Raw genomic sequence first — 24,836 nt, forward strand, 5'->3', positions numbered from 1 at the left:
GACGCGGACGGACGCCTCCAGGGTCACGCGGTCACCCCCGTGCGCCCCAGCCAGCGGTCGCGCAGGAGCAGCAGGGTGGCCACCGAGACGGCCAGCAGCACCAGCGACAGCACGATCGCCGCGTCCGGGTCGCGCTGCAGGGCGAGGTAGACCGCGAGCGGCATCGTCTGCGTGGTCCCCGGGAAGTTGCCGGCGAAGGTGATCGTGGCGCCGAACTCGCCCAGCGCCCGCGCCCAGCACAGCACCGCGCCGGCGGCGACGCCCGGCGCCACCAGCGGCAGGGTGACGCGGCGGAAGGTGGTCCAGCGGTCGGCACCGAGGGTGGCGGCGGCGTCCTCGAACCGGGCGTCGGCGGCCCGCAGCGCCCCCTCGACGCTGACCACGAGGAACGGCATCGCCACGAACGTCTCGGCGACGACCACCGCGGTGGTGGTGAACGGGACGGTGATCCCGAACGCGTCGTCGAGCCAGCGCCCGACCAGGCCCTGGCGGCCCAGCACGAGGAACAGCGCGACGCCGCCGACCACCGGCGGGAGCACCAGCGGCACGGTCACCAGGGCGCGCAGCACCGCGCGGCCGCGGGCTCGGGAGCGGGCCAGCACCCAGGCCAGCGGCACGCCGAGGACGACGGAGACCAGCGTGGCCAGCGTCGCGGACACCAGGGACAGCCGCAGCGCCTGCCCCACGCCCGGCTCGGCGAGCAGCGCGGGCACCTGCGGCCACGGCGCGCGGACGACCAGGGCGACCAGGGGCAGGACGAGGAAGGCGACGGCGAGGGCGGCGGGGACGAGCAGGGGCGCCGGCGTGCGGGCGCGCCTCACGGGGTCCGGAAGCCCGCGTCCCCGAGCGCGCGCTGCCCCTCCTCGGAGAGGACCAGGTCGACGAAGGCCCGCGCCGCCTCCGCGTTCGGGGCACCGGCCAGCGTGCACAGCGGGTAGTCGTTGACCGCGTCCTCCGCCTCGGGGAAGGGCAGGCCGTCGACGGCGTCCCCGGCGGCGACGACGTCGGTGGCGTAGACCAGCGCGGCGTCGACCTCGCCGAGCTCCACCTTGGTCAGCGCGGCGCGGACGTCCTCCTCCTGCGTGTCCGGGCGGGGCGTCACGCCCGCGGCGGCGAAGACGTCCTCCGCGGCCGCGCCGCAGGGCACCTCCGGCGCGCAGACGGCGATCGTGAGGTCCTCGCGCGCGAAGTCGGCCAGCCCGGTGACGCCGGCCGGGTTGCCCGCGGGGACGGCGATCTGCAGGACGTTCGCGGTGAACACGGTGGGGTCGCCGTCGGCGAGGCCGGCGTCGGTGACCACGGACATCTGGGTGCCGTTGGCCGAGGCGAAGACGTCGGCCGGGGCGCCCTGGGTCAGCTGGGTGGCCAGCGCCGAGCTGCCGGCGAAGTTGAACTGCACGGTCAGCCCGCCGTTCTCCTCCTCCAGCCGCTGCCCGAGGTCGGTGAAGACGTCGGTCAGCGAGGCGGCGGCGAAGACGGTGAGCGTGCCGGTGGGCCCGCCGCCGCCCCCGGTCGTCGTGGCGGCCGCGCCGTCGTCCCCGCTCCCGCACGCGGACGCCCCCAGGGCCACCGCGACCAGCACCGCACCGAGCCGTCGTCCCCGCATGCGCGGGACACTAGCGGCCCTACAGCCGCAGGTGCGGACCCGGTTACGGGACGTCGACGCTCACCTGCGTCGCCTTGACCGTGGCGACGGCGCGGACGCCGACCTCGAGGCCGAGCTCGTCGGCCGCCTCCCGGGACATGAGCGACACCAGCCGGAACGGCCCGGCCTGGATCTCCACCTGGGCCATGACCGTGTCGCGCAGGACGCGGGTGACGATGCCGGCCAGCCGGTTGCGCGCCGAGGAGCCGCGGGTGGTGCCGGGTTCGGGTGCCTCGTGCAGCTCGGTGGCCAGGCGGGCGAGGTCGGCGCCGTCGACGTGCGCCGGTCCGCCGCCCTCGCGGGAGGCGGGCAGCCGGCCGCTGTCGATCCACCGGCGCACCGTGTCGTCGCTGACCCCGAGCAGCGCCGCGGCCTCGGCGATCCGGTAGCTCGCGCTCACCCCGGGGACCCTACGTGCGCGGCGCGTGCACGCACCGCCGCCCACGGACCCGGCCGCCGCGGTCCGTGCTCACGCCGCGCCGACGCGGGGACGCCGACACCCCGGCCTCCGTTTGCCGATCGCGGCGCCCGGGCAGCGGCAGCCGGTGTCACGCACCCCCAGCGACAACCCCGCCGGCGGCTCTGCCTCGGTCCGCACCCGCCGGCTGCGCGAGGTCTCCCGCGACGTCCTCGGCTTCGAGGAGTTCCGTCCCGGCCAGGAGCGGGCCATGCAGGCCGTGCTGTCCGGCCGGGACACGCTGGCGGTGCTCCCGTCCGGCGCCGGCAAGAGCGCGGTCTACCAGGTCGCCGGGCAGCTGCTCGACGGCCCGGTCGTCATCGTCTCGCCGCTGATCGCCCTGCAGCGCGACCAGGTGGAGCGGCTGGAGGAGCTCGGCGACGACGTCGGCCGCGCCGCGCAGCTCAACTCCAGCCTGTCCGCCGGCGAGCAGCGCGCCGCGCTCGAGGGGCTGGAGGACGGGACGGTCCGCTTCCTCTTCCTCGCCCCCGAGCAGCTGACCAAGCCGGAGGTGGTGGACGCGGTCCACCGGGCCGGCGTCGCGCTGTTCGTCGTCGACGAGGCGCACTGCGTCTCCGCGTGGGGCCACGACTTCCGCCCCGACTACCTGCGCCTGGGGCAGGTGGTCGAGCAACTGGAGCACCCGACGGTGCTCGCCCTGACCGCCACCGCGGCCCCGCCGGTGCGCGCCGAGATCGTCGAGCGGCTGGCGATGCGCGACCCCGAGGTGGTCGTCGCGGGCTTCGACCGGCCGGAGATCCGGCTCGAGGTCGACCACCACGCCGACGCCACCGCCAAGCGCACCGCCGTCGTCGACCGCACCGTCGCCGAGGTCGAGGCCGGCCGCGGCCCCGGCATCGTCTACAGCGCCACCCGCAAGGGCACCCTCGAGGTCGCCGACGCGCTCACCGAGCGCGGGCTGCGGGCGCGGCCGTACCACGCGGGCCTGAGGAAGAGCGAGCGCGAGGACACCCAGCGCGCGTGGATGGAGGACGAGCTCGACGTCGTCGTCGCCACCACCGCGTTCGGGATGGGGATCGACAAGCCCGGCACCCGCTTCGTCGTCCACGCCGAGCCCGCCGACTCGATCGACAGCTACTACCAGGAGATCGGCCGGGCCGGCCGCGACGGCGAGCCCGCGCTCGCGGTGCTGGTCTACCGGCAGGAGGACCTCGGTCTGCGCCGCTTCTTCGCCGCCGGGGCCCCGGCCGAGGAGGAGCTGCAGCAGGTCGCCGGGCTGGTCGCCGCCGCGCCCGCCGCCGGCGTCGAGGACGGCGTCGACGTGAAGCAGCTGCGGGAGGAGACCGGCCGCGGCGCCACGCCGCTGGCCCGCGACCTCAACCTGCTCGAGCAGGTCTCGGCCGTCCTCCTCGACGAGGAGGGCGCCGCGCACCCGGCCGAGGGCGCGCCGCCCCCCGGCGAGGCGGCCGCCGCCGCGCGCGAGCTCGCCGAGCACCACGAGCGGGTCGACCAGAGCCGCGTCGAGATGATGCGCGGCTACGCCGAGACCACCGAGTGCCGCCGCCAGTACCTGCTCGGCTACTTCGGCGAGCAGCTCGAGGAGCCCTGCGGCAACTGCGACACCTGCTCGGCCGGCACCTCCCGCGAGCAGCCGGCCGGCGGCGACGCCGACACCCCGTTCGCCCCGGAGACCCCCGTGACGCACACCGAGTGGGGCCCCGGCGTGGTCATGCGGGTGGAGGACGACCGCGTCGTCGTCCTGTTCGAGGAGGTCGGCTACAAGACGCTGGCGCTGAAGGCCGTCGAGGAGAACGACCTCCTGCAGGTCCGCGGCGCCTGAGCGCCCAGCCTCGGGCATGCTGTGCCCCTCGTCACACCTGACCCGGAAGAGGTGGCCCGTGGCCTCGACAGACCGGTCGCCGCTCGGCGACGAGGCGTTCGACCAGCTGCTCGCGCACGCCCGCCTGGACCTCAGCACCGAGCGGCGGGCCGCGGCGGGTCCGGCCGTGACCATGGTGCTGGGGCTCTACGACAGCCTCGACGGGATCCCCGTGGGTGAGACGCCCCCGGCAGCCGCCTTCGACGCGCGCTGGGCGTGAGGACGTGCAGCCATCCGAGCTCAGCATCGCCGAGGCCGCCCGCCGGATCGAGCAGCGCACGCTGTCCCCGGTCGAGCTCGTGCAGTCCGTGCTCGACCGCATCGAGGCGGTCGAGGACCGGCTGAACGCGTTCGTCGTCGTCACCGCCGAGCAGGCGCTGGAGGCGGCACGGCAGGCAGAGCGGGAGATCGCCGGCGGCGACCACCGCGGGCGCTTGCACGGCATCCCGGTGGGGATCAAGGACCTCTACGACGTCGCAGGCCTGCCGACCACCTCCAGTTCCGCGGTCCGGTCCGAGCACGTCGCGACGGAGGACTCGGCCTGCGTGGCCCGGCTCCGCGATGCCGGCGCGGTCGTGGTGGGGAAGACGCACACCCACGAGTTCGCCTACGGCGTGCTGACGCCGACGACCCGCAACCCCTGGGACACCGGTCGCGTGCCGGGTGGCTCCAGCGGCGGGTCCGGCGCCGCCGTGGCCGCCGGGGAGTGCCTGGTGGGGATGGGGACCGACACCGGCGGCTCGATCCGCATCCCGGCGTCGGTGTGCGGCACCGTCGGCCTCAAGCCGACCTACGGCCGGGTGCCCCGCCACGGCATCACGTCCCTGTGCTGGTCGCTCGATCACGCCGGACCGCTCACCCGCACGGTGCGCGACGCGGCCCTGACGCTGCAGGCGATCGCCGGCTTCGACGCCCGCGATCCGGGCTCCGCCCGGGAGCCGGTCCCCGACTACACGGCGGACCTGGACGCCGGGGTCGGGGGCCTGATGCTCGGCGTCCCGGCCAACTACTTCTTCGACGACGTCGACCCGGAGGTGGAGGCGGCCGTCCGGGAGGCCATCGGCGTCCTCGAGGCCCAGGGTGCCCGGCTGCGGGAGGTGGAGATCCCCTACGCCGACCAGATGATGGCCGTCGAGTTCGGGGTCCTCGTGCCCGAGGCGAGCGCCTACCACCAGGAGATGCTGCGGGAGTCCGGGGGCCTCTACACCGACGACGTCCGGGTCTTCCTCGAGGCCGGCGAGACGGTGCTCGCCACGCAGTACATCAAGGCGCTGCGCGTCCGCACGCTGGTGCAGCAGGCGTTCCGCCGCGCCTTCGAGGGCATCGACGCGCTCGTGTGCCCGACCCTGCCCGCCGCCGCGGCCGAGGTGGGGCAGCAGACGTTCACCTTCCCCGGCGGGAGGGAGAAGGCGGTGATCGACGCCTGGGTCGGCCACTCGGCCCCGGGCAACATCACCGGCCTGCCGGCACTGTCGGTGCCGTGCGGGTTCACCTCGTCCGGGCTCCCGATCGGGCTGCAGGTCATCGGCCGGCCCTTCGACGAGGCGGGCGTGCTGCGCGTGGGCCAGACCTACGAGTCGGCGACGGACTGGGGCAGCCGCCGCCCACCCCTCTAGCCGGGCGGGAACCCAGGGGCTGTCACCGCATCGGGGGCTCGCCCTGCGGGACTGCAGGGACGAGTCGATGATCAAGGCCAGTGCAGCGGGTGCGTCGCCCGGTGCGGGAGGAGAGCGCACGTGAAGGTCCTCGGCATCAACGCCATCTACCACGACCCCGCCGCCGCGCTCGTCGTCGACGGGGAGGTCGTGGCCGCGGCCGAGGAGGAACGCTTCAGCCGGCGCAAGCACGGCAAGCGCCCCCTGCCGTGGAGCGCCTGGGAGCTGCCCGAGCTGTCCGCCGCGTGGTGCCTGGAGCACGCGGGGATCCGCCCCGAGGAGCTCGACGCCGTCGCCTACTCCTTCGACCCGGCGCTCATGGGCACGCCGGAGGACTCGGGCCTGTTCGACGACGGCGACACCATGCGCAAGAGGTACGCCGAGATGGCGCCGGACTTCCTCGCGCACGCCCTCCCCGGCCTGGACCCCGCCAAGGTCCGCTTCGTCAAGCACCACGTCGCGCACGCGGCCTCCGCCGGCAAGGCCGCTCCGCAGCGCGACAACGCCGTCCTGGTGCTCGACGGCCGCGGCGAGGCGCACAGCCACCTCGCCGGCCGCTACGTCGACGGGCAGCTGGAGATCCTCGCCGGGCAGGCGCTGCCGCACTCCCTGGGCCTGATGTACGAGGAGCTCACCGACCACCTGGGCTTCCTGCGCAGCTCCGACGAGTTCAAGGTCATGGCGATGGCCTCCTACGGCAAGCCGCGCTTCCTCGGCGAGCTGTCCGAGCTCGTCCGCGCCACCGGCGACGGCGGCTTCGTGACCGAGCGGATCGACTTCTCCGAGTTCGCGCCGCGCCTGGGCAGGGACGAGCAGTGGACCGAGGACCACGCCGACCTCGCCGCCAGCGTGCAGACGCGGCTGGAGGAGGTGCTGGTCGACCTCGCTCGCTGGGTGCACGAGCAGACCGGCGAGAAGACGCTCACGATGGCCGGCGGCACGGCGCTCAACTGCGTGGCCAACACCCGCATCCTCGCCGAGAGCCCGTTCGAGCAGGTGTGGGTGCAGCCGGCCGCCGGCGACGCGGGCACCGCGCTCGGCGCCGCCCTGCACGTCGCCGCCGAGCTCGGCGAGCGGACCGAGCCGATGCCCGGCGCGGCGCTGGGCCGCGGCTGGAGCGACGACGAGATCGAGCGCCGGCTGCAGACCGCCGCCGTCGACTACGAGCGGCCCGACGACGTCGCCGAGGCCGTCGCCGAGGTGCTCGCCGACAACGGCATCGTCGCCTGGTTCCAGGGCCGCAGCGAGTACGGCCCGCGGGCGCTGGGCCACCGCTCCCTGCTCGCCCACCCCGGCTTCGAGGCCAACCTCGAGCGGATGAACGACGTCAAGGGCCGCGAGCAGTTCCGCCCCGTGGCGCCGATGGTCCTGCTGGAGCGGGCACCGGAGATCTTCAGCCGCGGGCCGATCCCCTCGCCGTACATGCTCTTCGTGCACGACGTCGCCCCGGAGTGGAAGGACCGCATCCCCACGGTCACCCACGTCGACGGCACGGCGCGCATCCAGACGATCGACCCGGAGACCGAGCCGTTGGTGCACCGGATGATCTCGGCGTTCGAGCGGCGCACCGGGCTGCCGGTGGTGGTCAACACCAGCCTCAACACCGCCGGGCGGCCGATGGTCGACGATCCCCGCGACGCCCTGGAGTGCTTCGGCTCGGCCCCGGTCGACCTGCTGGCCATCGGCCCGTTCGTCGTCCGCCGGCCGCGGCGCACGCCCCGCCCCTGACCTCTCCCCCGCAGGGCCCCGCGCCGACGGCGCGGGGCCCTGCGCGTTCCTCCGCTCCCTCCACCGGGTGACCGGCGAACCGGAACGCCCACGGCGTCCGAAGACCCGGTGCACCGCCGGCAGACGGCGACCCACTCGGACACGGAGGAAACCCATGGCCACCACGGGGAACACCGGCGCACGGCCGGCGATGGCCTGGCCCCAGATGCTCGCCCTCGCCTTCGGCGTGGTCTACCTGCTCGTCGGCGTCGTCGGCTTCTTCGTCACCGGCTTCGACGGCTTCGCCAGCCACGGACAGGACGAGATGCTCCTGTTCTTCATGATCAACCCGCTGCACAACGTGGTGCACGTCCTCATCGGCATCGCCGGCATCGCGCTGTCCCGGACGCTGGCCGGCGCCCGCACCTACGGCTGGCTGCTCGCGGTCGGCTACGGCGCGGCCTTCGTCTACGGCCTGATCGCGTCGGGCAAGGACTGGGACGTCCTCAACATCAACGCCGCGGACAACGCGCTGCACATCGCGACCGCCATCGTGGGCCTGGTGCTCGCGCTCGGCCCGGTCAACGCGGCTGTCCGCGCCTCGCGCGCCTGAGGAAGGCGTCACCCGGGGCCGGGTGCCCGCCACGCCGCGGGTGCCCGGCTCCCGCCGTCCCCGGACCCGGACGGCGCGCGACCCCCGTGCGACGCCGGTCACGCGGCGGTCTACCTTCCGGGCATGGACTTCGCCCTCTCCGCCCGAGCCGAGGACGTCTGCGGCCGGATGTGGGACTTCATGCGTGAGCAGGTCTTCCCCGCCGAGCCCGTATACGAGGCGTGGCGCGCCGAGCGTGGCCACGACAACCACGAGCACCCGCCGGTCCTCGAGGACCTCAAGAAGGAGGCCCGCGCCCGCGGTCTCTGGAACCTCTTCCACCACGAGCTCGGGGGGCTGACCAACCTCGAGTACGCGTCGGTGGCCGAGATCATGGGCTGGTCGCCCACGATCGCCCCCGAGGTCACCAACTGCGGCGCCCCGGACACCGGCAACATGGAGACGCTGATGATGTTCGGGACGCCCGAACAGAAGCAGCGCTGGCTCGAGCCGCTGCTCGAGGGCGAGATCCGCTCGGCGTTCGCGATGACCGAGCCCGACGTCGCCTCCTCCGACGCCCGCAACATCCAGACGTCGATCGTCCGCGACGGCGACGAGTACGTGATCAACGGCCGCAAGTGGTGGACCAGCGGCGCCGCCGACGAGCGCTGCCAGATCTTCATCCTCATGGGCAAGACCGACCCCGACGGCGCCCCGCACCGGCAGCAGTCGATGGTCCTGGTGCCGCGCGACACCCCAGGCCTGGAGATCATCCGGCACCTGCCGGTGTTCGGGTACCAGGACCAGCACGGCCACTCGGAGATGCGGCTGACCGACGTCCGGGTCCCGGTGAGCAACATCCTCGCCGGCGAGGGCGACGGCTTCATGATCGCCCAGGCGCGGCTCGGCCCCGGCCGCATCCACCACTGCATGCGCGCGCTGGGCATGGCCGAGCGGGCGCTGGCGCTCATGGTCGACCGCGCGCAGAAGCGGGTCGCCTTCGGCCGGCCGCTGGCCGAGCAGGGCACCGTCCGCGAGACGATCGCCCGCTCGCGCATGGAGATCGACCAGGCCCGGCTGCTGGTGCTGCGCACCGCCGACCTGATCGACAAGTACGGCGCCAAGGGCGCCCGCACCGAGATCGCCGCCATCAAGGTGATCGCGCCGAACGTCGCCTGCGACGTGATCGACCGGGCGATCCAGGTGCACGGCGGCGCCGGCGTCAGCAACGACACCGTGCTCGCGCGCTTCTACGCCTCGGCCCGCACGCTGCGCATCGCCGACGGCCCGGACGCGGTGCACCTGCGGTCGGTGGCCAAGGAGGAGCTCGCCCGCGAGCGCCCCTGGGTCGGCTGACACCGACTCCCGCTCGACGACGGGCCGGCACCTCGACGAGGTGCCGGCCCGTCGCACGTCCGGGGTCAGGTCACGGGGACAGCGTCGTCCCGAAGCCCCCGGCGGCCAGCTTGGCGAGCAACTGGGTGCGGTCCAGGCCGACCCCGGACAGCGCGTCGGCGTCCCGGTCGGTGTCGATCTCGTCGGGCAACCGGCTCTCCACCGCGTCCGCGGTGCGGTGGTCGCCCTCGGTGCGCAGGATCTCGAGCAGGTGCCGCTTCTCCAGTTTCACGTGCGTCCTCCGTCCTGGGGCCCGCTGGGTCCCCCGGAGTGTGGTGCCGGTCACCCCGGCGCCGCAACGTCAGCGGACCGTGCGCGACCGCCGCAGGAGGAAGCCGCCGACGGCGAGCAGGACGACGCCCACGAACAGCTGGGCGACGCCGACGCCGCCCCGGTCGCTGGCGAACCACGTCGGCGAGGACACCAGCAGCACCACCCCGATGCCGAGGACGAGCAGCGCCACCAGCCGCTCGCGCCGCGCCGTCGTCCCGCCGTCCCCGGGCCGTGCCGGTCCGCCGCCCATGTCGCCTCCGTTCCCGCCGGTCCCCGGACCGGCTCCCCGCCCGAGCCAACCAGACGGCGCGGGCTGGACAGGCAAGCGCGCGCTTGCGTATCGTCCGGCCGTGGGCGACGTGTTCAGGGCCCTCGCCGATCCGACCCGGCGTGCACTGCTCGACGAGCTGCAGGACCGGGACGGCCAGACGCTGTTCGAGCTGTGCGCCCGGCTGATCCAGCGGCACGGGGTGGGCTCGTCGCGCCAGGCCGTCTCCCAGCACCTCGACGTCCTCGAGCAGGCGGGGCTGGTCCGGACCCGGCGGGAGGGTCGCTACAAGTTCCACCACCTGGACACCGCGCCGCTGCACGCCATCGTCGAGAGGTGGCGGCTGGACACGGAGGAAGGCCCGTGCGGATCACCCTGACCAGCGTGCTGGTCGACGACCAGGAGAAGGCGCTGCGCTTCTACACCGAGGTGCTCGGCTTCGTGAAGAAGACCGAGGTGCCGCTCGGCGAGCACCGCTGGCTGACCGTCGTCTCCCCCGAGGCGCCCGACGGCGTCGAGCTGGTCCTCGAGCCCGACGCCCACCCGGCGGCGCGGCCGTGGAAGGAGGCGCTGGTGGCCGACGGGATCCCCTACAACTCCTTCACCGTCGCCGACGTGCACGCCGAGACGGCGCGGCTCAAGGCCCTGGGCGTGCGGTTCACCCAGGAGCCCCTGGAGATGGGCCCGGTGACCACCGCCGTCCTCGACGACACCTGCGGCAACCTCGTCCAGATCGCCAGCCCCACCGGGTGACGTGCTGGAACGGCCCCGTCCCGGGTCCCGCCCTGAGCGTGCGAAGGGTGGGGGGACGGGGTCCTTCCTCAGCCGTTGCGGGACGGCGGCTCGCCTGCGTCGAGGGCGGCCTGGGCCTGGGCCGGGTCGTAGGCGCAGGCGTCCCCGACGTCGGTGGCCGGCGCGGCCGGGGGCGGCGCCGGGGTCTGGTCGCCGCCGGTGTCGCCGTCGGACCCAGCCGCCGAGTCACCCGGCGCCGGCGGCGGGGCCGTCGCCGGGGCGGGGGCGAGCGAGTCGCGCACGATCTGGCGCATCCGGTCGTAGTCCGGGTACGCGGGGTCGATCAGGCTGGGGTCGAAGACGACGCTGCGGATCTCGGCGTCCTTGACCAGGAACGCCAGGTCGACGAAGTCGTCGAGCGCCGACCGTGGGATGTCGGTGCTGACGATGTCCTGCGTCGTCGCGGCCAGCTCCTGGTACTGCTCCAGCAGGGTGATCGGGTCGGCCTCGTCGACGATCGCCTTGATGGTGCAGCGCTGCCGGTCCATGCGGTCGTAGTCGGTGAGCCCGTACCGGCCGCGGGCGAACTGCAGGGCGAGGTAGCCGTCGAGGTGCTGGTTGGCTCCCGGCGCGATGTAGTCGTCGGGCAGTTCCTCACCGGTGATGCCGTTGATCGGCACGTAGTAGTTGACGTTGACCGTGATGCCGCCCAGGGCGTCGACCAGCCGGCTGAACCCGTCGAGGTTGACCAGCACGAAGTAGTCGATGTCGAGGCCGAGCGCCTCGCCGACGCCGAGCTTGAGGAAGTCCGCGCCGGGGTCGTCGGTGGGGCCGAGGACGTCCGGGTGGTCGGCCGGCCCGTTGCGGTAGACGGAGTTGAGCAGGCTCTCGCTCTCGCTGCCGGACTCGAAGCCGTCGGGGTAGACCTCCGCCAGCGGGCTGTCGGCCGGGAAGGGCAGGTCCTCCAGGTTCCGGGGCAGGCTGAACAGCGTCGTCTCACCGGTCTCGGTCTCGACACTGGCCACGATGACGGTGTCGGTGCGCACGCCCTCGCGGCCCTCGCCACCGTCCCCGCCCAGGAGCAGGACGTTCACCCGGTCCTTGCTGCCGAACGGGTCCGGGGTGTCCTCGACGGTGGCCGACTCGCGGTCGTCGGCGAAGAGGCCGTCGAGCAGGCCCCGCTGTGCGACGGCGACCGTGCCGACGCGGTAGGCCGGGTAGGCGATCCCCGCGACGAGGAGGGCCACCAGGACGGCGCCGACGACGTGCCGCGGGCCGGAGCTGCGCCGCGGCAGCAGCGACCGGTAGCCGGTGACGACGACGACGGCCCAGGCGAGCGCGAGCACGGCCAGCGCGGCGACGACCCAGTTCAGCGAGGTGGAGTCGACGGCCAGCCGCACCGCGGTGCGCCGGCCGGCGGTGGCCAGCCAGACGCCGGCGCCGACGACCAGCAGGAACAGGACCAGGACGACCGCGCCGAGGCGGCGCCGCCCGGAGACCAGGAACGCGGTCCCGGGGACGACGGCGTTGGCGGCGGTCAGGCCGAGCACCGCCCCGAGGGACCGCGACTCGGGCCGCTGCCGGCGGCTGCGCCCGCGGCGGGCCGCTCTCTGCCCCGGCGGCACCGGCGGGAGGGACGGTGCGTCGCCGATCGGCCGGGTGACGTCCTCGTTCACGGACGCACCCGGGACGCCCCGGGCCGGTTCGTCTCGCTCCCACGGGTCCTGGTCATCCGGTCATGATCCCACTCACGGCTGGCGGTCACGGCCGTCTCCGTACCCAGCACCGCGCCCGGGCACCCGAACGGGCGTGAGGTGCGTCTCCCCTGGTCACGGGGGGTGTCCGGACGGGCTCCGGCGGTGACCACCGGTGCCACCTAGGCTCGGGGACCGTGCGCCTCGCCACCTGGAACGTCAACTCCATCCGGACCCGGGTCGACCGGGTGACGGCGTGGCTGCAGCGCCGCGACGTCGACGTCCTGGCGCTGCAGGAGACCAAGTGCCGCGACGACCAGTTCCCCGAGGAGCGGTTCACCGAGCTCGGCTACCAGGTGGCGCACGTCGGGCACTCGCAGTGGAACGGCGTCGCCGTCGTCTCCCGGGTCGGGCTGGCCGACGTCGAGGTGGGCTTCCCCGGCATGCCGACGTGGGCGGCCAAGGAGGGCGCCGAGCCCGCCGCCGAGGCCCGGGCGCTGGGCGCCACCTGCGGCGGGGTGCGGGTGTGGAGCCTGTACGTGCCCAACGGCCGGCAGCTCGGCGACCCGCACTACGACTACAAGCTCGAGTGGCTGGCCGCGCTGCGCACCGCGGCCGGCGGCTGGCTGACCGCCGACCCGGCCGCGCAGGTCGCGCTGGTCGGCGACTGGAACATCGCCCCCCAGGACGACGACGTGTGGGACATGGGCGTCTTCGCGCACTCCACGCACGTCTCGGTGCCCGAGCGGGAGGCGTTCCGCGCCGTCGTCGACGCCGGGTACGCCGACGTCGTCCGGCCGCTGGCCCCCGGCCCCGGCGTCTACACGTACTGGGACTACACGCAGCTGCGCTTCCCGCGCCGCGAGGGCATGCGGATCGACTTCGTGCTCGGGTCGGCGCAGCTGGCCGGCCGGGTGAGCGCGGCGCTCATCGACCGCGAGGAGCGCAAGGGCAAGGGCGCCAGCGACCACGCCCCCGTGGTGGTCGAGCTGGCGGACTGAGGGCCCGGCGGGCGGCCGCCGTCAGGTGGTGACGCGCGCACCGGCGGGCGACGACGCGACCTCGGGCTCGGCCGCCCGGGCCGACGCGGCCCGCTCGGCGGGCCGCCGGCGTCGGCGCAGCATCCGGGACAGGGCGGTCTGCTGCCCGAAGGACGCGGTCAGCCGGTCGAGGAAGATGGCCAGCAGGACCACGGCCAGGCCGCCCTCGAAGCCGCTGGCGACGTCGAGCTGGGTGACCGCCCGCACCACCACCGCGCCGAGGCCGGCCGCACCGAGCAGGCCGGCGGTGACCACCATGGACAGCGCCAGCATGATCACCTGGTTGACGCCGGCCATGATCGACGGCAGCGCCAGCGGCAGCTGGACCTCGCGCAGCACCTGCCCCGGGCGGGCGCCGAAGGCCTGCGCCGCCTCGACCACCTCGCGGTCGACCTGCCGGATGCCCAGCTCGGTCAGCCGCACGCCGGGCGGGATGGCGAACAGGATGGTCGCCACGACCCCCGGCACGACGCCCACGCCGAAGAAGAAGACGGCGGGGATGAGGTAGACGAACACCGGCAGCGTCTGCATGAAGTCCAGGACCGGCCGGACCGTCATGCTGACGGCCCGGGAGCGGGCCGCCAGGATCCCGAGGGGGATCCCGATCGCCGCGGCGATGACCGCGGCCACGAGCACCAGCGCGAGGGTCTGCATGGTCTCGACCCACAGCTCCAGCGAGACCACCAGCAGGAACGCCAGCACGGTGTAGAGCGCCAGCCACGGGCCGCGCAGCAGCAGGGCGAGCACGGTGAAGACCACGATCCACACCACCGGCGGCGGGGAGACCAGCACGTCGGTGAGCCGGTCCACGAGGACCTGCATGACGTTCGAGATGGCGTCGAACAGCCAGGGGACGGTCGCGAGCAGCCAGTCGATGAGGTCGGCGACCCACTGGCCGAGCGGGATGTGCGGGATCACGGGCGCCTCCCCCGGACCGGGACGGCCGACAGCGCGTCGAGCACCGCGGCCCGCGGGACGACGCCGAGCAGCCGCCCGCCGTCGTCGACGACGCCGAGCGGCACGGGGTGCCGCCCGACCAGGTGCACGAACTCGACGACCGGGCGGTCGGCCGCGATGGTCGCGTGGTCGGCGACCAGCTCGCGCGGGCCGAGGGCGGACCGGCCCTCGTGCACCGCGCGGGCGAGCAGGTCGTCCCGGGCGACGCCGGCGATCCGCCCGCCGTCGTCGAGGACGTAGACGCCGTTGGCCTCGGCCGCGCCCAGGGCCCGGAGCACGTCGCCGGGTGCGTCGCCGATCCGGGCGGTCAGCCGCGGCTCGCGCAGCAGGTCGCCGGCGGTGAGCACCCGGGTCCGGTCGACGTCGGAGGTGAAGTCGGCGACGTAGTCGTCGGCGGGCGCCGAGATGATCTCCGGGCCGGTGCCGAGCTGGACCGTCCGCCCGTCCTTGAGCATGAGGATCCGGTCGCCCAGCCGCATGGCCTCGTTGAGGTCGTGGGTGATGAAGACGATGGTCTTCGCCAGCTCCGACTGCAGCCGCTCGAGCAGGTCCTGCATGTCGCGGCGGATCAGCGGGTCCAGCGCGGAGAACGGCTCGTCCATGAGCAGCACCTCCGAGTCGGCGGCCAGCGCGCGGGCCAGGCCCACGCGCTGGCGCATGCCGCCGGACAGCTCGTCGGGCCGGGCGTCGGCCCGCTCGAGCAGCCCCACCGTCCCCAGCGCCCAGTCCGCCCGCTCGCGCTGCTCGGCCGCGCTCGCGCCGCGGACCTTGAGCGCGTAGGCGGCGTTCTCGCGGACCGTGCGGTGCGGCATGAGCGCGAAGTGCTGGAACACCATGCTCATCTTGTCGTTGCGCACCGCGCGCAGCTGCGCGTCGTCGAGCGCGCGCAGGTCTCGCCCCTCGACCTCGACGGTGCCGGCGCTGGGCTCGATGAGCCGGTTGAGCAGGCGGACCAGCGTCGACTTGCCCGACCCCGACAGCCCCATGACGACGAACAGCTCACCGCGCTCGACGGCGAAGCTGACGTCGTGGACGGCGAGCGTCGCCCCGGTGCGCCGCTGGATCTCGTCCCGCCCGAGCCCCTCCCCGGCCAGCCGCAGGGCCTCCTGCTCCCGCGCCCCGAAGACCTTGGTCAGGCCCGAGACGCGCAGCACCGGCGCGGTCACGTCAGCCGATCCACTCGTCGATCTGGTCGCCGTGGGAGTCGACCCACCCGCGCGCCACCGTGGCCACGTCCTCGCCGTCGACGTCGACCTGCTTCTGCATCTCCTCCATCTCCTCGACGGAGATGCGGAAGTTCGTCAGCAGCTCGACGAAGCCCGGGGCCTGGTCCCGCAGCTCGTTGCTGGCGGCGATGTTGGCGCTGTAGGAGGGCATCGCGCAGGCGCCGTCGCCCTCGGTGAGGCAGCCCTCGGTGTAGGGCGTGGGCTCCTCGAGCTGCACCATGTCGTACTGCGCGAACACCGCGTGCGGGTGGTACAGGTACAGCACGATCGGCTCCTCGCGGCTGTAGCTGTTCTCCAGCTGCGCGAGCTCGGCGGCCTCGCTGGAGACGACGTGCTCCAGCTCGATGCCGTAACCCGCGAGCCGCTTGGCGTTCTGCTCGGTGGTGATGTAGCCGGGGTCGGCGTCGTAGAACTTGTTGCCGAGCTGCTCGGCGTAGTCGTTGAGCTGGGTGACGCTGGTCAGCCCCTCCAGTGGCCCGCCCGGCTCGACGGCGTAGGCCGGCACGAACCAGCCCTGCGCGGCGTCGCCGTAGGTCTCCGAGACGATCTCGACCCGGTCGGCGGCCGAGTCGGCCAGCTCCTGCTGGTTGGGCAGCGCCACCTCGGTGAGCAGGTCGATGTCACCGCGCGCGGCGCCGGCCCAGGCGGCGGCGGGGTCGAGCTGGGTGGTCGCCAGCGAGGCGACGCCGAGGTCGGGGTTGTCCGCGGCGATCTCGCCCAGGATGGCGTTGGTCAGGCCAGCGGCCGTCCAGCTGAACTGGGCGGTCTGGACGGTGACGCCGTCGCCACCGCCGCCGCTGCCGCCGGAGCCCGCCTCCTCGCTCGTGCACCCGGCGAGGGCTGCGGTCAGGAAGGCGGCGAGCGCCACGGCGGAGGTGCGGGAGCGGAGGGGAGTGCGCTGCATGGGGTCCTCTTCCTGGGGACGGGGCCCGGACGGGCCGCAGCAGGTGTGGGCACAGTACGAGGCGCAGGCCCCCTGGAGGAGCCTGCGCCTCGTACCGCGATCGGTCGGGAGAGGGCGGCGGCCCGGGTCAGACGGCCGCGGGCCCGACCGGGGCGTCGCCCCGGAGGGTGATGCGGTGCATGACACGGCGCTGGTCGCCGTAGTCGCGGTTGGCGTAGTGCACCGTCGACCGGTTGTCCCACATGACGACGTCACCGACCGACCAGCGGTGCCGCACGACGTGCTCCGGCTTGGTGATGTGCGCGTAGAACAGGTCGAGCAGGTACCGGCTCTCGGCGTCGGACACGCCCTCGATGTGCGAGACGAAGCCGGGGTTGACGAACAGCCCCTTGCGGCCGGTCTCGGGGTGCACCCGCACGACCGGGTGCGAGACGGGGACCAGCGCCCGGTACTCCTCGCCCTCCCACGTCGTGCGCTCCTCGCGCTGGGCGATGTAGTAGCCGAACTCGCGGGTGCCGTCGTGCACCGCGACGAGCTGGTCGGCCAGGTGCTGCAGCGGCTCGCTGAGCGAGCGGTAGGCCAGCTCCAGGTCGGCCCACTGGGTGTCACCGCCGGTCGGCGGGAGGACGACGGCCCGCAGGACCGATCCCAGCGGCGGCCGGCGCACGAAGGTGACGTCGGTGTGCCAGACGTCGGCGAAGCCACCGGTGGCGCTGTCGAGCGCGTAGATCTCGGGGTGCTCCTCGTCGACACCCGGGACGACCGGGTGCGACTCGGTGACCTCGCCCAGGCGGCGGCCGAGGGCGATCTGGCCGTCGGGGTGCAGGTCGTGCTGGCCGGCGAAGAACAGCACCTTGTGCTCGGCGAGCGCGGCCCGGATCGCCCGGACCTGCTCGTCGGTGGCGCGGGCGAGGTCGACGCCGTGGACCCGGGCGCCGATGGTCGGCTCCAGGCGCTCGAGGTCGAGGACGCCGCCGTCGACGGCGGGCGTGGTCGGGGCAGCGGCGAGCAGGGTCATGCGAGGTCTCCAGGGGTGGGTGCGGACGAGCGGACGGGGCCGGGGACGGGTCTCAGGCCCGACAGAGCGCGCTCGCGCACCGCAGCAGGTCGACGTGCCGGCGCTCGACGAGCGCAATCCGCACAATCCCGACCGACTGCATGGGGATTACCGTAGCGGGTGTTCCCGCCTCCTGACGACGAGGGGTCCCGCCGTGTCCGTGCCCGGCTCGCTGTTCATCGACGGGACGTGGCAGGACGCTCGCCCCGGCCGCGTCCTGCGGGTCCTCGACCCGTTCGACGGGTCGCTCGTGCTCGCGCACGACGCCGCGACGCCGGGTGACGTCGACCGCGCGGTCGCGGCGGCGCGGGCGGCGTTCGAGTCCGGGAAGTGGTCCGGCCTGCCCGCGGCCGAGCGCGCGGCGCTGCTGCAGCGCACCGCGGACCTGCTGGTCCGCGACCGCGAGCACGTCGCGCTGCTGGAGACCCGCGACACCGGCAAGACGCTGCGCGAGAGCCGGGCCGACGTCGACGACGTGGTCGCGGTGCTGCGGTACTACGCCGACCTCGCGGTCGTCGACGTCACCCGGCCCGTGGACGCCGGCCCCGGGGTCGACAGCCGGGTCGTCGCCGAGCCCGCCGGCGTGTGCGCGCTCGTCACGCCCTGGAACTACCCGCTGCTCGAGATCAGCTGGAAGCTCGCACCGGCACTGGCGGCCGGCTGCACGGCGGTGGTCAAGCCCAGCGAGCTCACCCCGCTGACCACCGCGCACCTGCTGTCGCTGCTGGCCGAGGCCGGCCTGCCCTCGGGGGTGGCCAACCTGGTGCTGGGCGACGGGGAGGTCGGGGCGGTGCTGGTCGCGCACCCCGACGTCGACCTGGTCAGCTTCACCGGCGGCACCGCCACCGGCCGCGCCGTCCTGCGCGCCGCCGCGGACACCGTCAAGCGGGTGCACTGCGAGCTCGGCGGCAAGAACCCGAACGTCGTCTTCCCCGACGTCGACGTGGACGTGGTGGTCGACAACGCCCTGTACGCGGCCTTCCTGCACGCGGGGCAGGTCTGCTCGGCCGGCTCGCGGCTGATCGTGCACGCCGACGTGCACGAGGCCGTCGTGGCCGGCCTGGTCGCCGGCGCGGAGGCGGTCCGGCTGGGCGACGGGCGGGACGAGCACACCCAGTCCGGGCCGCTGGTCTCAGCGGCGCAGCGGGCGCGGACCGAGGAGATGGTCGCCGGGGCCCTGGCCGAGGGCGCGGTCCTGGCTGCCGGCGGACGCCGTCCCGACGACCCGGCGCTGCGGGACGGCTTCTTCTACCGGCCGACGGTGCTGACCGGGTGCCGGCGGGACATGGCCGTCGTCCGCGAGGAGGTCTTCGGGCCGGTCCTCACCGTGGAGACCTTCACCGACGAGCAGGAGGCGGTCGCGCTGGCGAACGACACCGCCTACGGCCTGGCCGGGGCGGTGTGGACCGGCGACGACGAGCGCGCCGAGCGGGTCGCCGCCGCCCTGCGCTGCGGCACGGTGTGGATCAACGACTACCACCCCTACGTCCCCGGGGCGGAGTGGGGCGGGCGCGGGCAGTCCGGCGTCGGGCGGGAGCTCGGACCCACCGGGCTGGCCGAGTACCGGGAGCTCAAGCACGTGTGGCGGCGGCGGTCGCCGGGCCGCAGCGGCTGGCTCGACTGAGCTCCGCCCCGTCGCACCGGGCGGGTCAGCGGGCGGGCACCAGCTCGGCGACCAGCGCGCGGACCCGCCGCTCGATCTCGTCGCGGATGGGCCGCACGGCCTCCACGCCCTTGCCGGCCGGGTCCTCGAGCTCCCAGTCGAGGTAGCGCTTGCCGGGGAAGACCGGGCAGGCGTCGCCGCAGCCCATGGTGATGACGACGTCGGAGGCCTCGACCGCCTCGGTCGTGAGGACCTTGGGCCGCTGGTCGGTGATGTCGATCCCGACCTCGGTCATCGCCTCCACGGCGGAGGGGTTGACCCGGTCGCCGGGCAGGGAGCCGGCCGAGCGGACCTCGACGGCGTCCCCGGCGAGGTGGCGCAGCCAGCCGGCGGCCATCTGCGAGCGGCCGGCGTTGTGCACGCAGACGAACAGGACGCTGGGGCGGGAGGTCATCGGACTGCTCCTGGGAGGAGGGGACGGGGTGGTGCGACGGGGTCACCGGGGAAGAACCGCCGGCCGGCCCACAGGGCGACGTACACCAGGGCCACGAGGACGGGGACCTCGATGAGCGGGCCGACCACGCCGGCCAGCGCCTGGCCGGAGGTGACGCCGAAGGTGCCGATCGCCACGGCGATGGCCAGCTCGAAGTTGTTGCCGGCCGCGGTGAAGGCCAGGGTCGCCGTCCTGGCGTAGCCGAGGCGCAGCCGCATGCCGAGCAGGAAACCCCCGCCGAACACGAGGAGGAAGTAGGCGAGCAGCGGCAGCGCGATCCGGGCGACGTCCCAGGGCCGCGAGGTGACGGCGTCGCCCTGCAGCGCGAAGAGCACGACGATCGTGACCAGCAGCCCGTACAGCGCGACCGGTCCGATCCGCGGCAGGAACCGCTCCTCGTACCAGTCCCGGCCACGCGCCCGCTCCCCCAGCGTGCGGGTGAGGAAGCCGGCGGCGAGCGGGACGCCGAGGAACACGAGCACCGACACGGCGATCGCCCCGACGCTGGACTCCGCCGACGTCGTCGGCAGGCCGAGCCACCCCGGCAGCACCTGCAGGTAGAACCAGCCCAGCGCGGCGAAGGCCAGGACCTGGAACACCGAGTTGACCGCGACCAGGACGGCGGCGGCCTCGCGGTCACCGCAGGACAGGTCGTTCCAGACCAGCACCATCGCGATGCACCGGGCCAGGCCCACGATCACCAGGCCGGTGCGGTACTCGGGCAGGTCGGGCAGCAGCGCCCAGGCGAGGACGAACATCAGCGCCGGGCCGACCAGCCAGTTGAGCACCAGGCTGGCGGCCAGCAGCCGGCGGTCGCCGGTGACGCGGTCCAGCTCGGAGTACCGGACCTTGGCCAGGACCGGGTACATCATCAGCAGCAGGCCGACCGCGATGGGCAGGCTGACGCCGCCCACCTCGACCGCCGACAGGGCGTCGCCGAGCCCCGGCACCCAGCGGCCCAGCGTGAGGCCGAGCGCCATCGCGGCGGCGATCCACACCGGCAGGAAGCGGTCCAGGGTCGTCAGGCGGGCGAGGACGGGCGCCTCCGGGCCGGTGCCCGCGCGGGGGCGCTCGGCGACGGCGTCGCTCACGCGGCCGCGGGCTTGACGGCCCGCACGATCGCGCCGTGCAGGCCGGGCGCGACCTCGTGCGTGAAGGTGACCGAGGCGTCGGCGAAGCCGGCCGCGGCGAGACCCTCGAGGTACTCGGACCGGGACAGCGCGCCGGCGATGCAGCCGACGTAGGAGCCGCGCTCGGCGCGCTCGGCCGGGGTCACGGAGTCCTCGGCGACGACGTCGGAGATGCCGATGCGCCCGCCGGGGGCGAGCACGCGGAAGGTCTCGGCGAGCACCGCGGGCTTGTCGGTCGACAGGTTCACGACGCAGTTGGAGATGACGACGTCGACGCTCGCGTCCGCGAGCGGGAGGTCCTCGATGGTGCCCTTGCGGAACTCCACGTTCGTCGCGCCGGCCTCCGCCGCGTTGGCGCGGGCGAGGTCGAGCATCTCGTCGGTCATGTCGACGCCGTACGCGAAACCCGTGGGGCCGACGCGGCGGGCCGAGAGCAGCACGTCGATGCCCCCGCCGGAGCCGAGGTCGAGCACCCGCTCCCCCTCGTGCAGGTCGGCGACTGCCACCGGGTTGCCGCAGCCGAGCGACGCCAGCACGGCCTCGTCGGGGAGCCCCTCGGTGGCCGCGGCGTCGTACAGGCCGGCGCCGAAGCGCCCGTCGTCCCCGGCCGCCGGGCCGCAGCAGCCGCCGCCGACCTCCTGCGCGGCCGCGGCGTAGCGCGCCCGGACCTGCTCCCGCAGGTCCGCCTCGGTCCCGGTCATGGCTCCTCCACACATCGATGGACGTCGATGACAGGACGGTGCCACAGGCATCGACGGTTGTCGATATCGACGTCCGTGGATGTCCGGTGCGACACTGGCGCCGTGACGACGTCGCTGCCGCTGGCCCCGGGGACGGACGCGTGCTGCGCGCCGCTGGTCCGCGCACCCCTGAGCGCCGCCGACGCCGCCACGCTGGCCGGGACGCTCAAGGCGATCGCCGACCCGGCGCGGCTCCGGCTGCTGTCGCTGGTGGCCGCCCACGACGGCGGCGAGGCCTGCGTGTGCGACCTCGTCGAGCCCCTCGGCCTGTCCCAGCCGACGGTGTCGCACCACCTCCGGGTCCTCGTCGACGCGGGCCTGCTCACCCGCGAGAAGCGCGGCGTGTGGGCCTACTACGCCCTCGTGCCCGGGGCCCTGGACTCCCTCGCCGCGGTCCTCACGACCACCGCGTCCTGAGTCCGCGACCCGGCACTCATCGACGTCCGGGGATCCGGCGGGGAGCATCAGGTCATGGACGAGCAGTCCGTCCGGGCCGCACTGGAGCACTACGTCCGTCACAGCTCTGCAGGCGACGAGGACCGCGCCAGCGAGATCTACCACGAGGACGCCGTTCTCGAGTTCCCGCAGTCCGGCGAGCGGTTCGAGGGCGTGGCGAACTTCCGGGAGTGGCGTCGGGACTACCCGGCACGGGTCGACCTGGAGGTCGTCCGCGTGCGGGGGCGGGACGACTTCTGGGTGGTGGAGGTGCGCGCCCGCTACGACGGCGGTCCGTGGATGTACGGACCAGCCGTCTACGAGTTCCGGGGCGACCGGGTGGCCCGCGAGACGATCTACATCGGCGAGGCCTGGGAGGCGCCTGAGTGGCGGGCGCGCTGGCGGGCGGCGCCCTGACCCCGGAGTGTCCCGACTCACGGGCTGACCTGCGAAGACGTCCCCCGCAGGGGCATCGGCGGGGGCACCGCGGTGTTGTACCCGTCGATGACCGCGCCCGCCCCGCTCGAGGCCCCCTCCCCCACCCGCCTGTGGACGCCGAAGCGCGTCCTCGTCACGCGCTCGGCCGCCGAGCGCCCGCACGGGCAGCGCGTGCTGCGCCGCCTCGAGGGCGCCGGCGTCGACGCGATCGACCTGCTGCCCGGCGACCGGCTGCCCTCCCTGCGCGGCGACGACGACCGCGCCGCGTTCATGGCCGCCAAGGACACGATGGCGCTGGTCGTGCCGCCGCCGTCCAAGCGCCGACTGCAGCCGATCCCGCCGTCGGCGGACTTCCGGCTCGACCTGGCCGAGGGCTGCCCGGCGCACTGCCAGTACTGCTACCTCGCCGGCTCGCTGTCCGGCCCGCCCATCACCCGCGTGTGGGCCGACCTCGACGAGGTGCTCGCGGGCCTCGACGCCTACGTCGGCCGCGGCGGCGTCACCTCCGGCACGCTCGAACGCGGCGGGGAGGGGACGACGTTCGAGGCGTCCTGCTACACCGACCCGCTGGCGATCGAGCACCTCACCGGCGGCCTGGTCCGCATGGTCGAGCACTTCGGCACCCACGCGTGGCCGGGCCCCGTGCAGCTGCGTGCGACCACCAAGTTCGACGACGTCGCCGGCCTGCTGGGCCTGCCGCACGGCGGCCGCACCCGGCTGCGGTTCAGTCTCAACGCCGCCCCGGTGGCCCGGCGGTTCGAGGGCGCCACGGCCCAGGTCGAGGCGCGCGTCGCCGCCCTGGCCGCCGTCGCCCGCGCCGGCTACCCGGTCGGCCTGACCATCGCGCCGATCATGCCGGTGGACGGCTGGCGCGAGGAGTACGGCGCCCTGCTCGACGCCGTCGCGGCGGCGCTGCCGGCGGACGCCGACCTCACCGTCGAGTGCATCACCCACCGGTTCACGCCGGGCAGCAAGGAGACGCTGCTCGACTGGTACCCGCGGACGAAGCTCGAGATGGACGAGTCCCGGCGCACCACCAAGCGGGGCAGGTTCGGCTCGGTCAAGCACGTCTACCCGAGGGAGACGATGGCCGAGCTGCGCCCCTGGTTCGAGGCCGCCGTCGCCGACCGGCTGCCGCAGGCCCGCTTCCTCTACTGGACCTGAGTCCCGGCCGCGATCATGGCGCCGGGACCGTGCCGGACGGGCCGGCGGCGGTCACGGCGCCATGATCGTCGGGATCGGGCGACCGGGGTCAGGCGGCCGGGATGAGGCCGTTCGGGTCGAGCACGTACTTCTTCGCCGCGCCCTGGTCGAACTCCTGGTAGCCGCGCGGGGCCTCCTCGAGCGGGATGACCGTCGCGTTGACCGCCTTCGCGATCTGCACCCTGTCGTGCAGGATCGCCATCATCAGCTGGCGGTGGTAGCGCATGACCGGGCACTGGCCGGTGGTGAACGCGTGCGACTTCGCCCAGCCCAGGCCCAGCCGGATCGACAGCGACCCCTCCTTGGCCGCGTCGTCGACCGCGCCCGGGTCGCCGGTCACGTACAGGCCCGGGATGCCCAGCGCGCCGCCGGCCCGGGTGATGTCCATCAGCGAGTTGAGGACCGTGGCCGGCGCTTCGTGCGAGGCGTCCGCACCGTGCCCGCGCGCCTCGAAGCCGACGGCGTCGACGCCGCAGTCGACCTCGGGGGTGCCGAGGATCTGCTCGATCTGGTCCTTCGGGTCGCCCTGGGAGACGTCGACGGTCTCGCAGCCGAAGCTGCGGGCCTGGGCCAGCCGGTCGGCGTTGAGGTCGCCGACGATGACGACGGCGGCGCCGAGCAGCTGCGCGGACGCGGCCGCGGCGAGCCCCACCGGGCCGGCGCCCGCGATGTAGACCGTCGAGCCGGTGCCCACGCCGGCGGTGACGCAGCCGTGGTAGCCGGTCGGGAAGATGTCCGACAGCATCGTCAGGTCGCGGATCTTCGCCAGTGCCTGGTCCCGGTCGGGGAACCTCAGGCAGTTCCAGTCCGCGTACGGGACCATCACGAACTCGGCCTGCCCGCCGGTCCAGCCGCCCATGTCCACGTAGCCGTAGGCCGAGCCGGGGCGGTCGGGGTTGACGTTCAGGCAGATCCCGGTCTTGCCCTCCTTGCAGTTGCGACAGCGGCCGCAGGCGATGTTGAAGGGCACGCTGACGATGTCGCCGATCTCGAGGAACTCGACGTCGGGCCCCTTCTCCACGATCTCGCCGGTGATCTCGTGACCGAGGACCAGCCGCTCGGGCGCCGTCGTCCGGCCGCGGACCATGTGCTGGTCACTGCCGCAGATGTTGGTGGCGACGGTCCGCAGGATGACGCCGTGGGGCGTCTTGCGGCCGACGTTGGCCGGGTTGACGCCCGGGCCCTCCTTCAGTTCCAGCCCCGGGTAGTCCAGGTCCGCGACCTCGACCTTGCCCGGACCCATGTACATGACCGCCTTGTTCGCCACGGACGTGCCTCCTCTCGGCAGCCGGCACGGCGCTGTGCCGGACACCGTCTCGGTCGCCGCGCCGGTCGGCGCGGCCCTGGTGCCG

The 24,836-nt window shown here is 74.3% G+C and carries 27 protein-coding genes; 13 read left to right on the forward strand and 14 right to left on the reverse strand.

All coding sequences use genetic code 11. The features are described 5' to 3' along the window. Positions 1 to 23: 23 nt before the first annotated feature. From ACI798_RS07480 to ACI798_RS07490, 3 genes are read right to left on the reverse strand one after another with little or no spacing between them, the layout of a single operon-like run. On the reverse strand, positions 24 to 821 hold the full coding sequence (locus ACI798_RS07480) for an ABC transporter permease (RefSeq protein ID WP_456942065.1): 798 nt from the start codon (positions 819 to 821) through the stop codon (positions 24 to 26). Next, positions 818 to 1,606, reverse strand: coding sequence for a molybdate ABC transporter substrate-binding protein (gene modA, locus ACI798_RS07485; protein ID WP_457047599.1), 789 nt, complete (start codon positions 1,604 to 1,606; stop codon positions 818 to 820). The genes ACI798_RS07480 and modA overlap by 4 nt, the downstream gene beginning before the upstream one ends. Positions 1,607 to 1,649: 43 nt before the next feature. Next, a complete protein-coding gene (locus ACI798_RS07490; protein WP_073422664.1) occupies positions 1,650 to 2,045 on the reverse strand; it encodes a TOBE domain-containing protein in 396 nt (131 codons plus the stop codon). Positions 2,046 to 2,190: 145 nt separating this feature from the next. Here ACI798_RS07490 and ACI798_RS07495 point away from each other — a divergent pair, with 145 nt between their 5' ends. The 6 genes from ACI798_RS07495 (at position 2,191) to ACI798_RS07520 (ending at position 9,252) form a co-directional block, all read left to right on the forward strand. Continuing rightward, entirely contained in the window at positions 2,191 to 3,903 is a 1,713-nt protein-coding gene (locus ACI798_RS07495) for a RecQ family ATP-dependent DNA helicase (RefSeq protein ID WP_456942063.1), read from the forward strand. A 58-nt stretch (positions 3,904 to 3,961) separates the two neighbouring features. Then, positions 3,962 to 4,162, forward strand: a complete 201-nt coding sequence (locus tag ACI798_RS07500) for a hypothetical protein (protein WP_456942062.1) — start codon at positions 3,962 to 3,964, stop codon at positions 4,160 to 4,162. A 4-nt stretch (positions 4,163 to 4,166) separates the two neighbouring features. Next, positions 4,167 to 5,558 (forward strand): amidase, encoded by a 1,392-nt coding sequence (locus ACI798_RS07505; protein ID WP_457047600.1) that lies wholly within the window; start codon positions 4,167 to 4,169, stop codon positions 5,556 to 5,558. A gap of 120 nt (positions 5,559 to 5,678) precedes the next feature. Next, the gene (locus tag ACI798_RS07510) at positions 5,679 to 7,325 is read left to right on the forward strand and encodes a carbamoyltransferase family protein (protein WP_456942061.1); all 1,647 of its coding nucleotides are present in this window, start codon (positions 5,679 to 5,681) and stop codon (positions 7,323 to 7,325) included. Positions 7,326 to 7,479: 154 nt separating this feature from the next. Further along, the gene (locus ACI798_RS07515; protein WP_457047601.1) at positions 7,480 to 7,917 is read left to right on the forward strand and encodes a DUF4383 domain-containing protein; all 438 of its coding nucleotides are present in this window, start codon (positions 7,480 to 7,482) and stop codon (positions 7,915 to 7,917) included. A 123-nt stretch (positions 7,918 to 8,040) separates the two neighbouring features. After that, positions 8,041 to 9,252, forward strand: a complete 1,212-nt coding sequence (locus tag ACI798_RS07520; RefSeq protein WP_456942059.1) for an acyl-CoA dehydrogenase family protein — start codon at positions 8,041 to 8,043, stop codon at positions 9,250 to 9,252. Between the two features lie 70 nt (positions 9,253 to 9,322). On the opposite strand, the gene ACI798_RS07525 is transcribed toward ACI798_RS07520, so the two are convergent. Next, a complete protein-coding gene (locus ACI798_RS07525; RefSeq protein ID WP_456942058.1) occupies positions 9,323 to 9,523 on the reverse strand; it encodes a hypothetical protein in 201 nt (66 codons plus the stop codon). 69 nt (positions 9,524 to 9,592) lie between these two features. Then, positions 9,593 to 9,814 carry a hypothetical protein gene (locus ACI798_RS07530; RefSeq protein ID WP_456942057.1) on the reverse strand — a complete coding sequence of 74 codons (222 nt, stop codon included), beginning with the start codon at positions 9,812 to 9,814 and terminating at the stop codon, positions 9,593 to 9,595. 100 nt (positions 9,815 to 9,914) lie between these two features. On the opposite strand from ACI798_RS07530, the gene ACI798_RS07535 reads away from it, so the two are divergent. Both ACI798_RS07535 and ACI798_RS07540 read left to right on the forward strand, forming a co-directional pair. Beyond that, positions 9,915 to 10,211, forward strand: a complete 297-nt coding sequence (locus ACI798_RS07535; RefSeq protein ID WP_457047602.1) for an ArsR/SmtB family transcription factor — start codon at positions 9,915 to 9,917, stop codon at positions 10,209 to 10,211. Next, positions 10,196 to 10,585 (forward strand): VOC family protein, encoded by a 390-nt coding sequence (locus ACI798_RS07540; RefSeq protein WP_456942055.1) that lies wholly within the window; start codon positions 10,196 to 10,198, stop codon positions 10,583 to 10,585. Before ACI798_RS07535 ends, ACI798_RS07540 begins: the two co-directional genes overlap by 16 nt. Before the next feature lie 68 nt (positions 10,586 to 10,653). On the opposite strand, the gene ACI798_RS07545 is transcribed toward ACI798_RS07540, so the two are convergent. Further along, positions 10,654 to 12,240 (reverse strand): LCP family protein, encoded by a 1,587-nt coding sequence (locus ACI798_RS07545; RefSeq protein ID WP_457047603.1) that lies wholly within the window; start codon positions 12,238 to 12,240, stop codon positions 10,654 to 10,656. Positions 12,241 to 12,455: 215 nt separating this feature from the next. Here ACI798_RS07545 and ACI798_RS07550 point away from each other — a divergent pair, with 215 nt between their 5' ends. Further along, on the forward strand, positions 12,456 to 13,259 hold the full coding sequence (locus ACI798_RS07550; RefSeq protein ID WP_457047604.1) for an exodeoxyribonuclease III: 804 nt from the start codon (positions 12,456 to 12,458) through the stop codon (positions 13,257 to 13,259). Positions 13,260 to 13,280: 21 nt separating this feature from the next. Here ACI798_RS07550 and ACI798_RS07555 read toward each other — a convergent pair whose 3' ends face one another. From ACI798_RS07555 to ACI798_RS07570, 4 genes are all read right to left on the reverse strand, one after another. Further along, entirely contained in the window at positions 13,281 to 14,216 is a 936-nt protein-coding gene (locus ACI798_RS07555; protein ID WP_456942052.1) for an ABC transporter permease, read from the reverse strand. After that, positions 14,213 to 15,421, reverse strand: a complete 1,209-nt coding sequence (locus ACI798_RS07560; RefSeq protein WP_456942051.1) for a quaternary amine ABC transporter ATP-binding protein — start codon at positions 15,419 to 15,421, stop codon at positions 14,213 to 14,215. Before ACI798_RS07560 ends, ACI798_RS07555 begins: the two co-directional genes overlap by 4 nt. A 1-nt stretch (position 15,422) precedes the next feature. After that, positions 15,423 to 16,385 carry a glycine betaine ABC transporter substrate-binding protein gene (locus ACI798_RS07565; RefSeq protein ID WP_457047605.1) on the reverse strand — a complete coding sequence of 321 codons (963 nt, stop codon included), beginning with the start codon at positions 16,383 to 16,385 and terminating at the stop codon, positions 15,423 to 15,425. Positions 16,386 to 16,512: 127 nt separating this feature from the next. Then, positions 16,513 to 17,403, reverse strand: coding sequence for a TauD/TfdA dioxygenase family protein (locus ACI798_RS07570; protein ID WP_457047606.1), 891 nt, complete (start codon positions 17,401 to 17,403; stop codon positions 16,513 to 16,515). 193 nt (positions 17,404 to 17,596) lie between these two features. On the opposite strand from ACI798_RS07570, the gene ACI798_RS07575 reads away from it, so the two are divergent. Then, complete coding sequence (locus ACI798_RS07575) at positions 17,597 to 19,066, forward strand: aldehyde dehydrogenase family protein (RefSeq protein WP_457047607.1); 1,470 nt, start codon at positions 17,597 to 17,599, stop codon at positions 19,064 to 19,066. Between the two features lie 25 nt (positions 19,067 to 19,091). Here the strand turns inward: ACI798_RS07575 and ACI798_RS07580 are convergent, their stop codons facing one another. The 3 genes from ACI798_RS07580 to arsM are packed head-to-tail and all read right to left on the reverse strand — an operon-like array spanning position 19,092 to position 21,369. Next, on the reverse strand, positions 19,092 to 19,499 hold the full coding sequence (locus tag ACI798_RS07580; protein WP_456942047.1) for an arsenate reductase ArsC: 408 nt from the start codon (positions 19,497 to 19,499) through the stop codon (positions 19,092 to 19,094). Beyond that, positions 19,496 to 20,629, reverse strand: coding sequence for an ACR3 family arsenite efflux transporter (gene arsB / locus ACI798_RS07585; protein ID WP_457047608.1), 1,134 nt, complete (start codon positions 20,627 to 20,629; stop codon positions 19,496 to 19,498). The genes ACI798_RS07580 and arsB overlap by 4 nt, the downstream gene beginning before the upstream one ends. Then, complete coding sequence (arsM, locus tag ACI798_RS07590) at positions 20,626 to 21,369, reverse strand: arsenite methyltransferase (protein WP_456942045.1); 744 nt, start codon at positions 21,367 to 21,369, stop codon at positions 20,626 to 20,628. Before arsM ends, arsB begins: the two co-directional genes overlap by 4 nt. 102 nt (positions 21,370 to 21,471) lie before the next feature. Here arsM and ACI798_RS07595 point away from each other — a divergent pair, with 102 nt between their 5' ends. The 3 genes from ACI798_RS07595 to ACI798_RS07605 all read left to right on the forward strand — a co-directional run bounded on the left by ACI798_RS07595 (position 21,472) and on the right by ACI798_RS07605 (position 23,445). Then, positions 21,472 to 21,825 (forward strand): ArsR/SmtB family transcription factor, encoded by a 354-nt coding sequence (locus tag ACI798_RS07595; RefSeq protein ID WP_456937117.1) that lies wholly within the window; start codon positions 21,472 to 21,474, stop codon positions 21,823 to 21,825. 54 nt (positions 21,826 to 21,879) lie between these two features. Continuing rightward, a complete protein-coding gene (locus ACI798_RS07600; protein WP_456942044.1) occupies positions 21,880 to 22,260 on the forward strand; it encodes a nuclear transport factor 2 family protein in 381 nt (126 codons plus the stop codon). Between the two features lie 87 nt (positions 22,261 to 22,347). Continuing rightward, positions 22,348 to 23,445, forward strand: a complete 1,098-nt coding sequence (locus tag ACI798_RS07605) for a spore photoproduct lyase family protein (RefSeq protein ID WP_457047609.1) — start codon at positions 22,348 to 22,350, stop codon at positions 23,443 to 23,445. A gap of 88 nt (positions 23,446 to 23,533) precedes the next feature. Here the strand turns inward: ACI798_RS07605 and fdhA are convergent, their stop codons facing one another. Then, a complete protein-coding gene (fdhA, locus tag ACI798_RS07610; protein WP_456942042.1) occupies positions 23,534 to 24,751 on the reverse strand; it encodes a formaldehyde dehydrogenase, glutathione-independent in 1,218 nt (405 codons plus the stop codon). Between the last annotated feature and the right edge of the window lie 85 nt (positions 24,752 to 24,836).

This window comes from Geodermatophilus sp. SYSU D01045, from assembly GCF_054050295.1.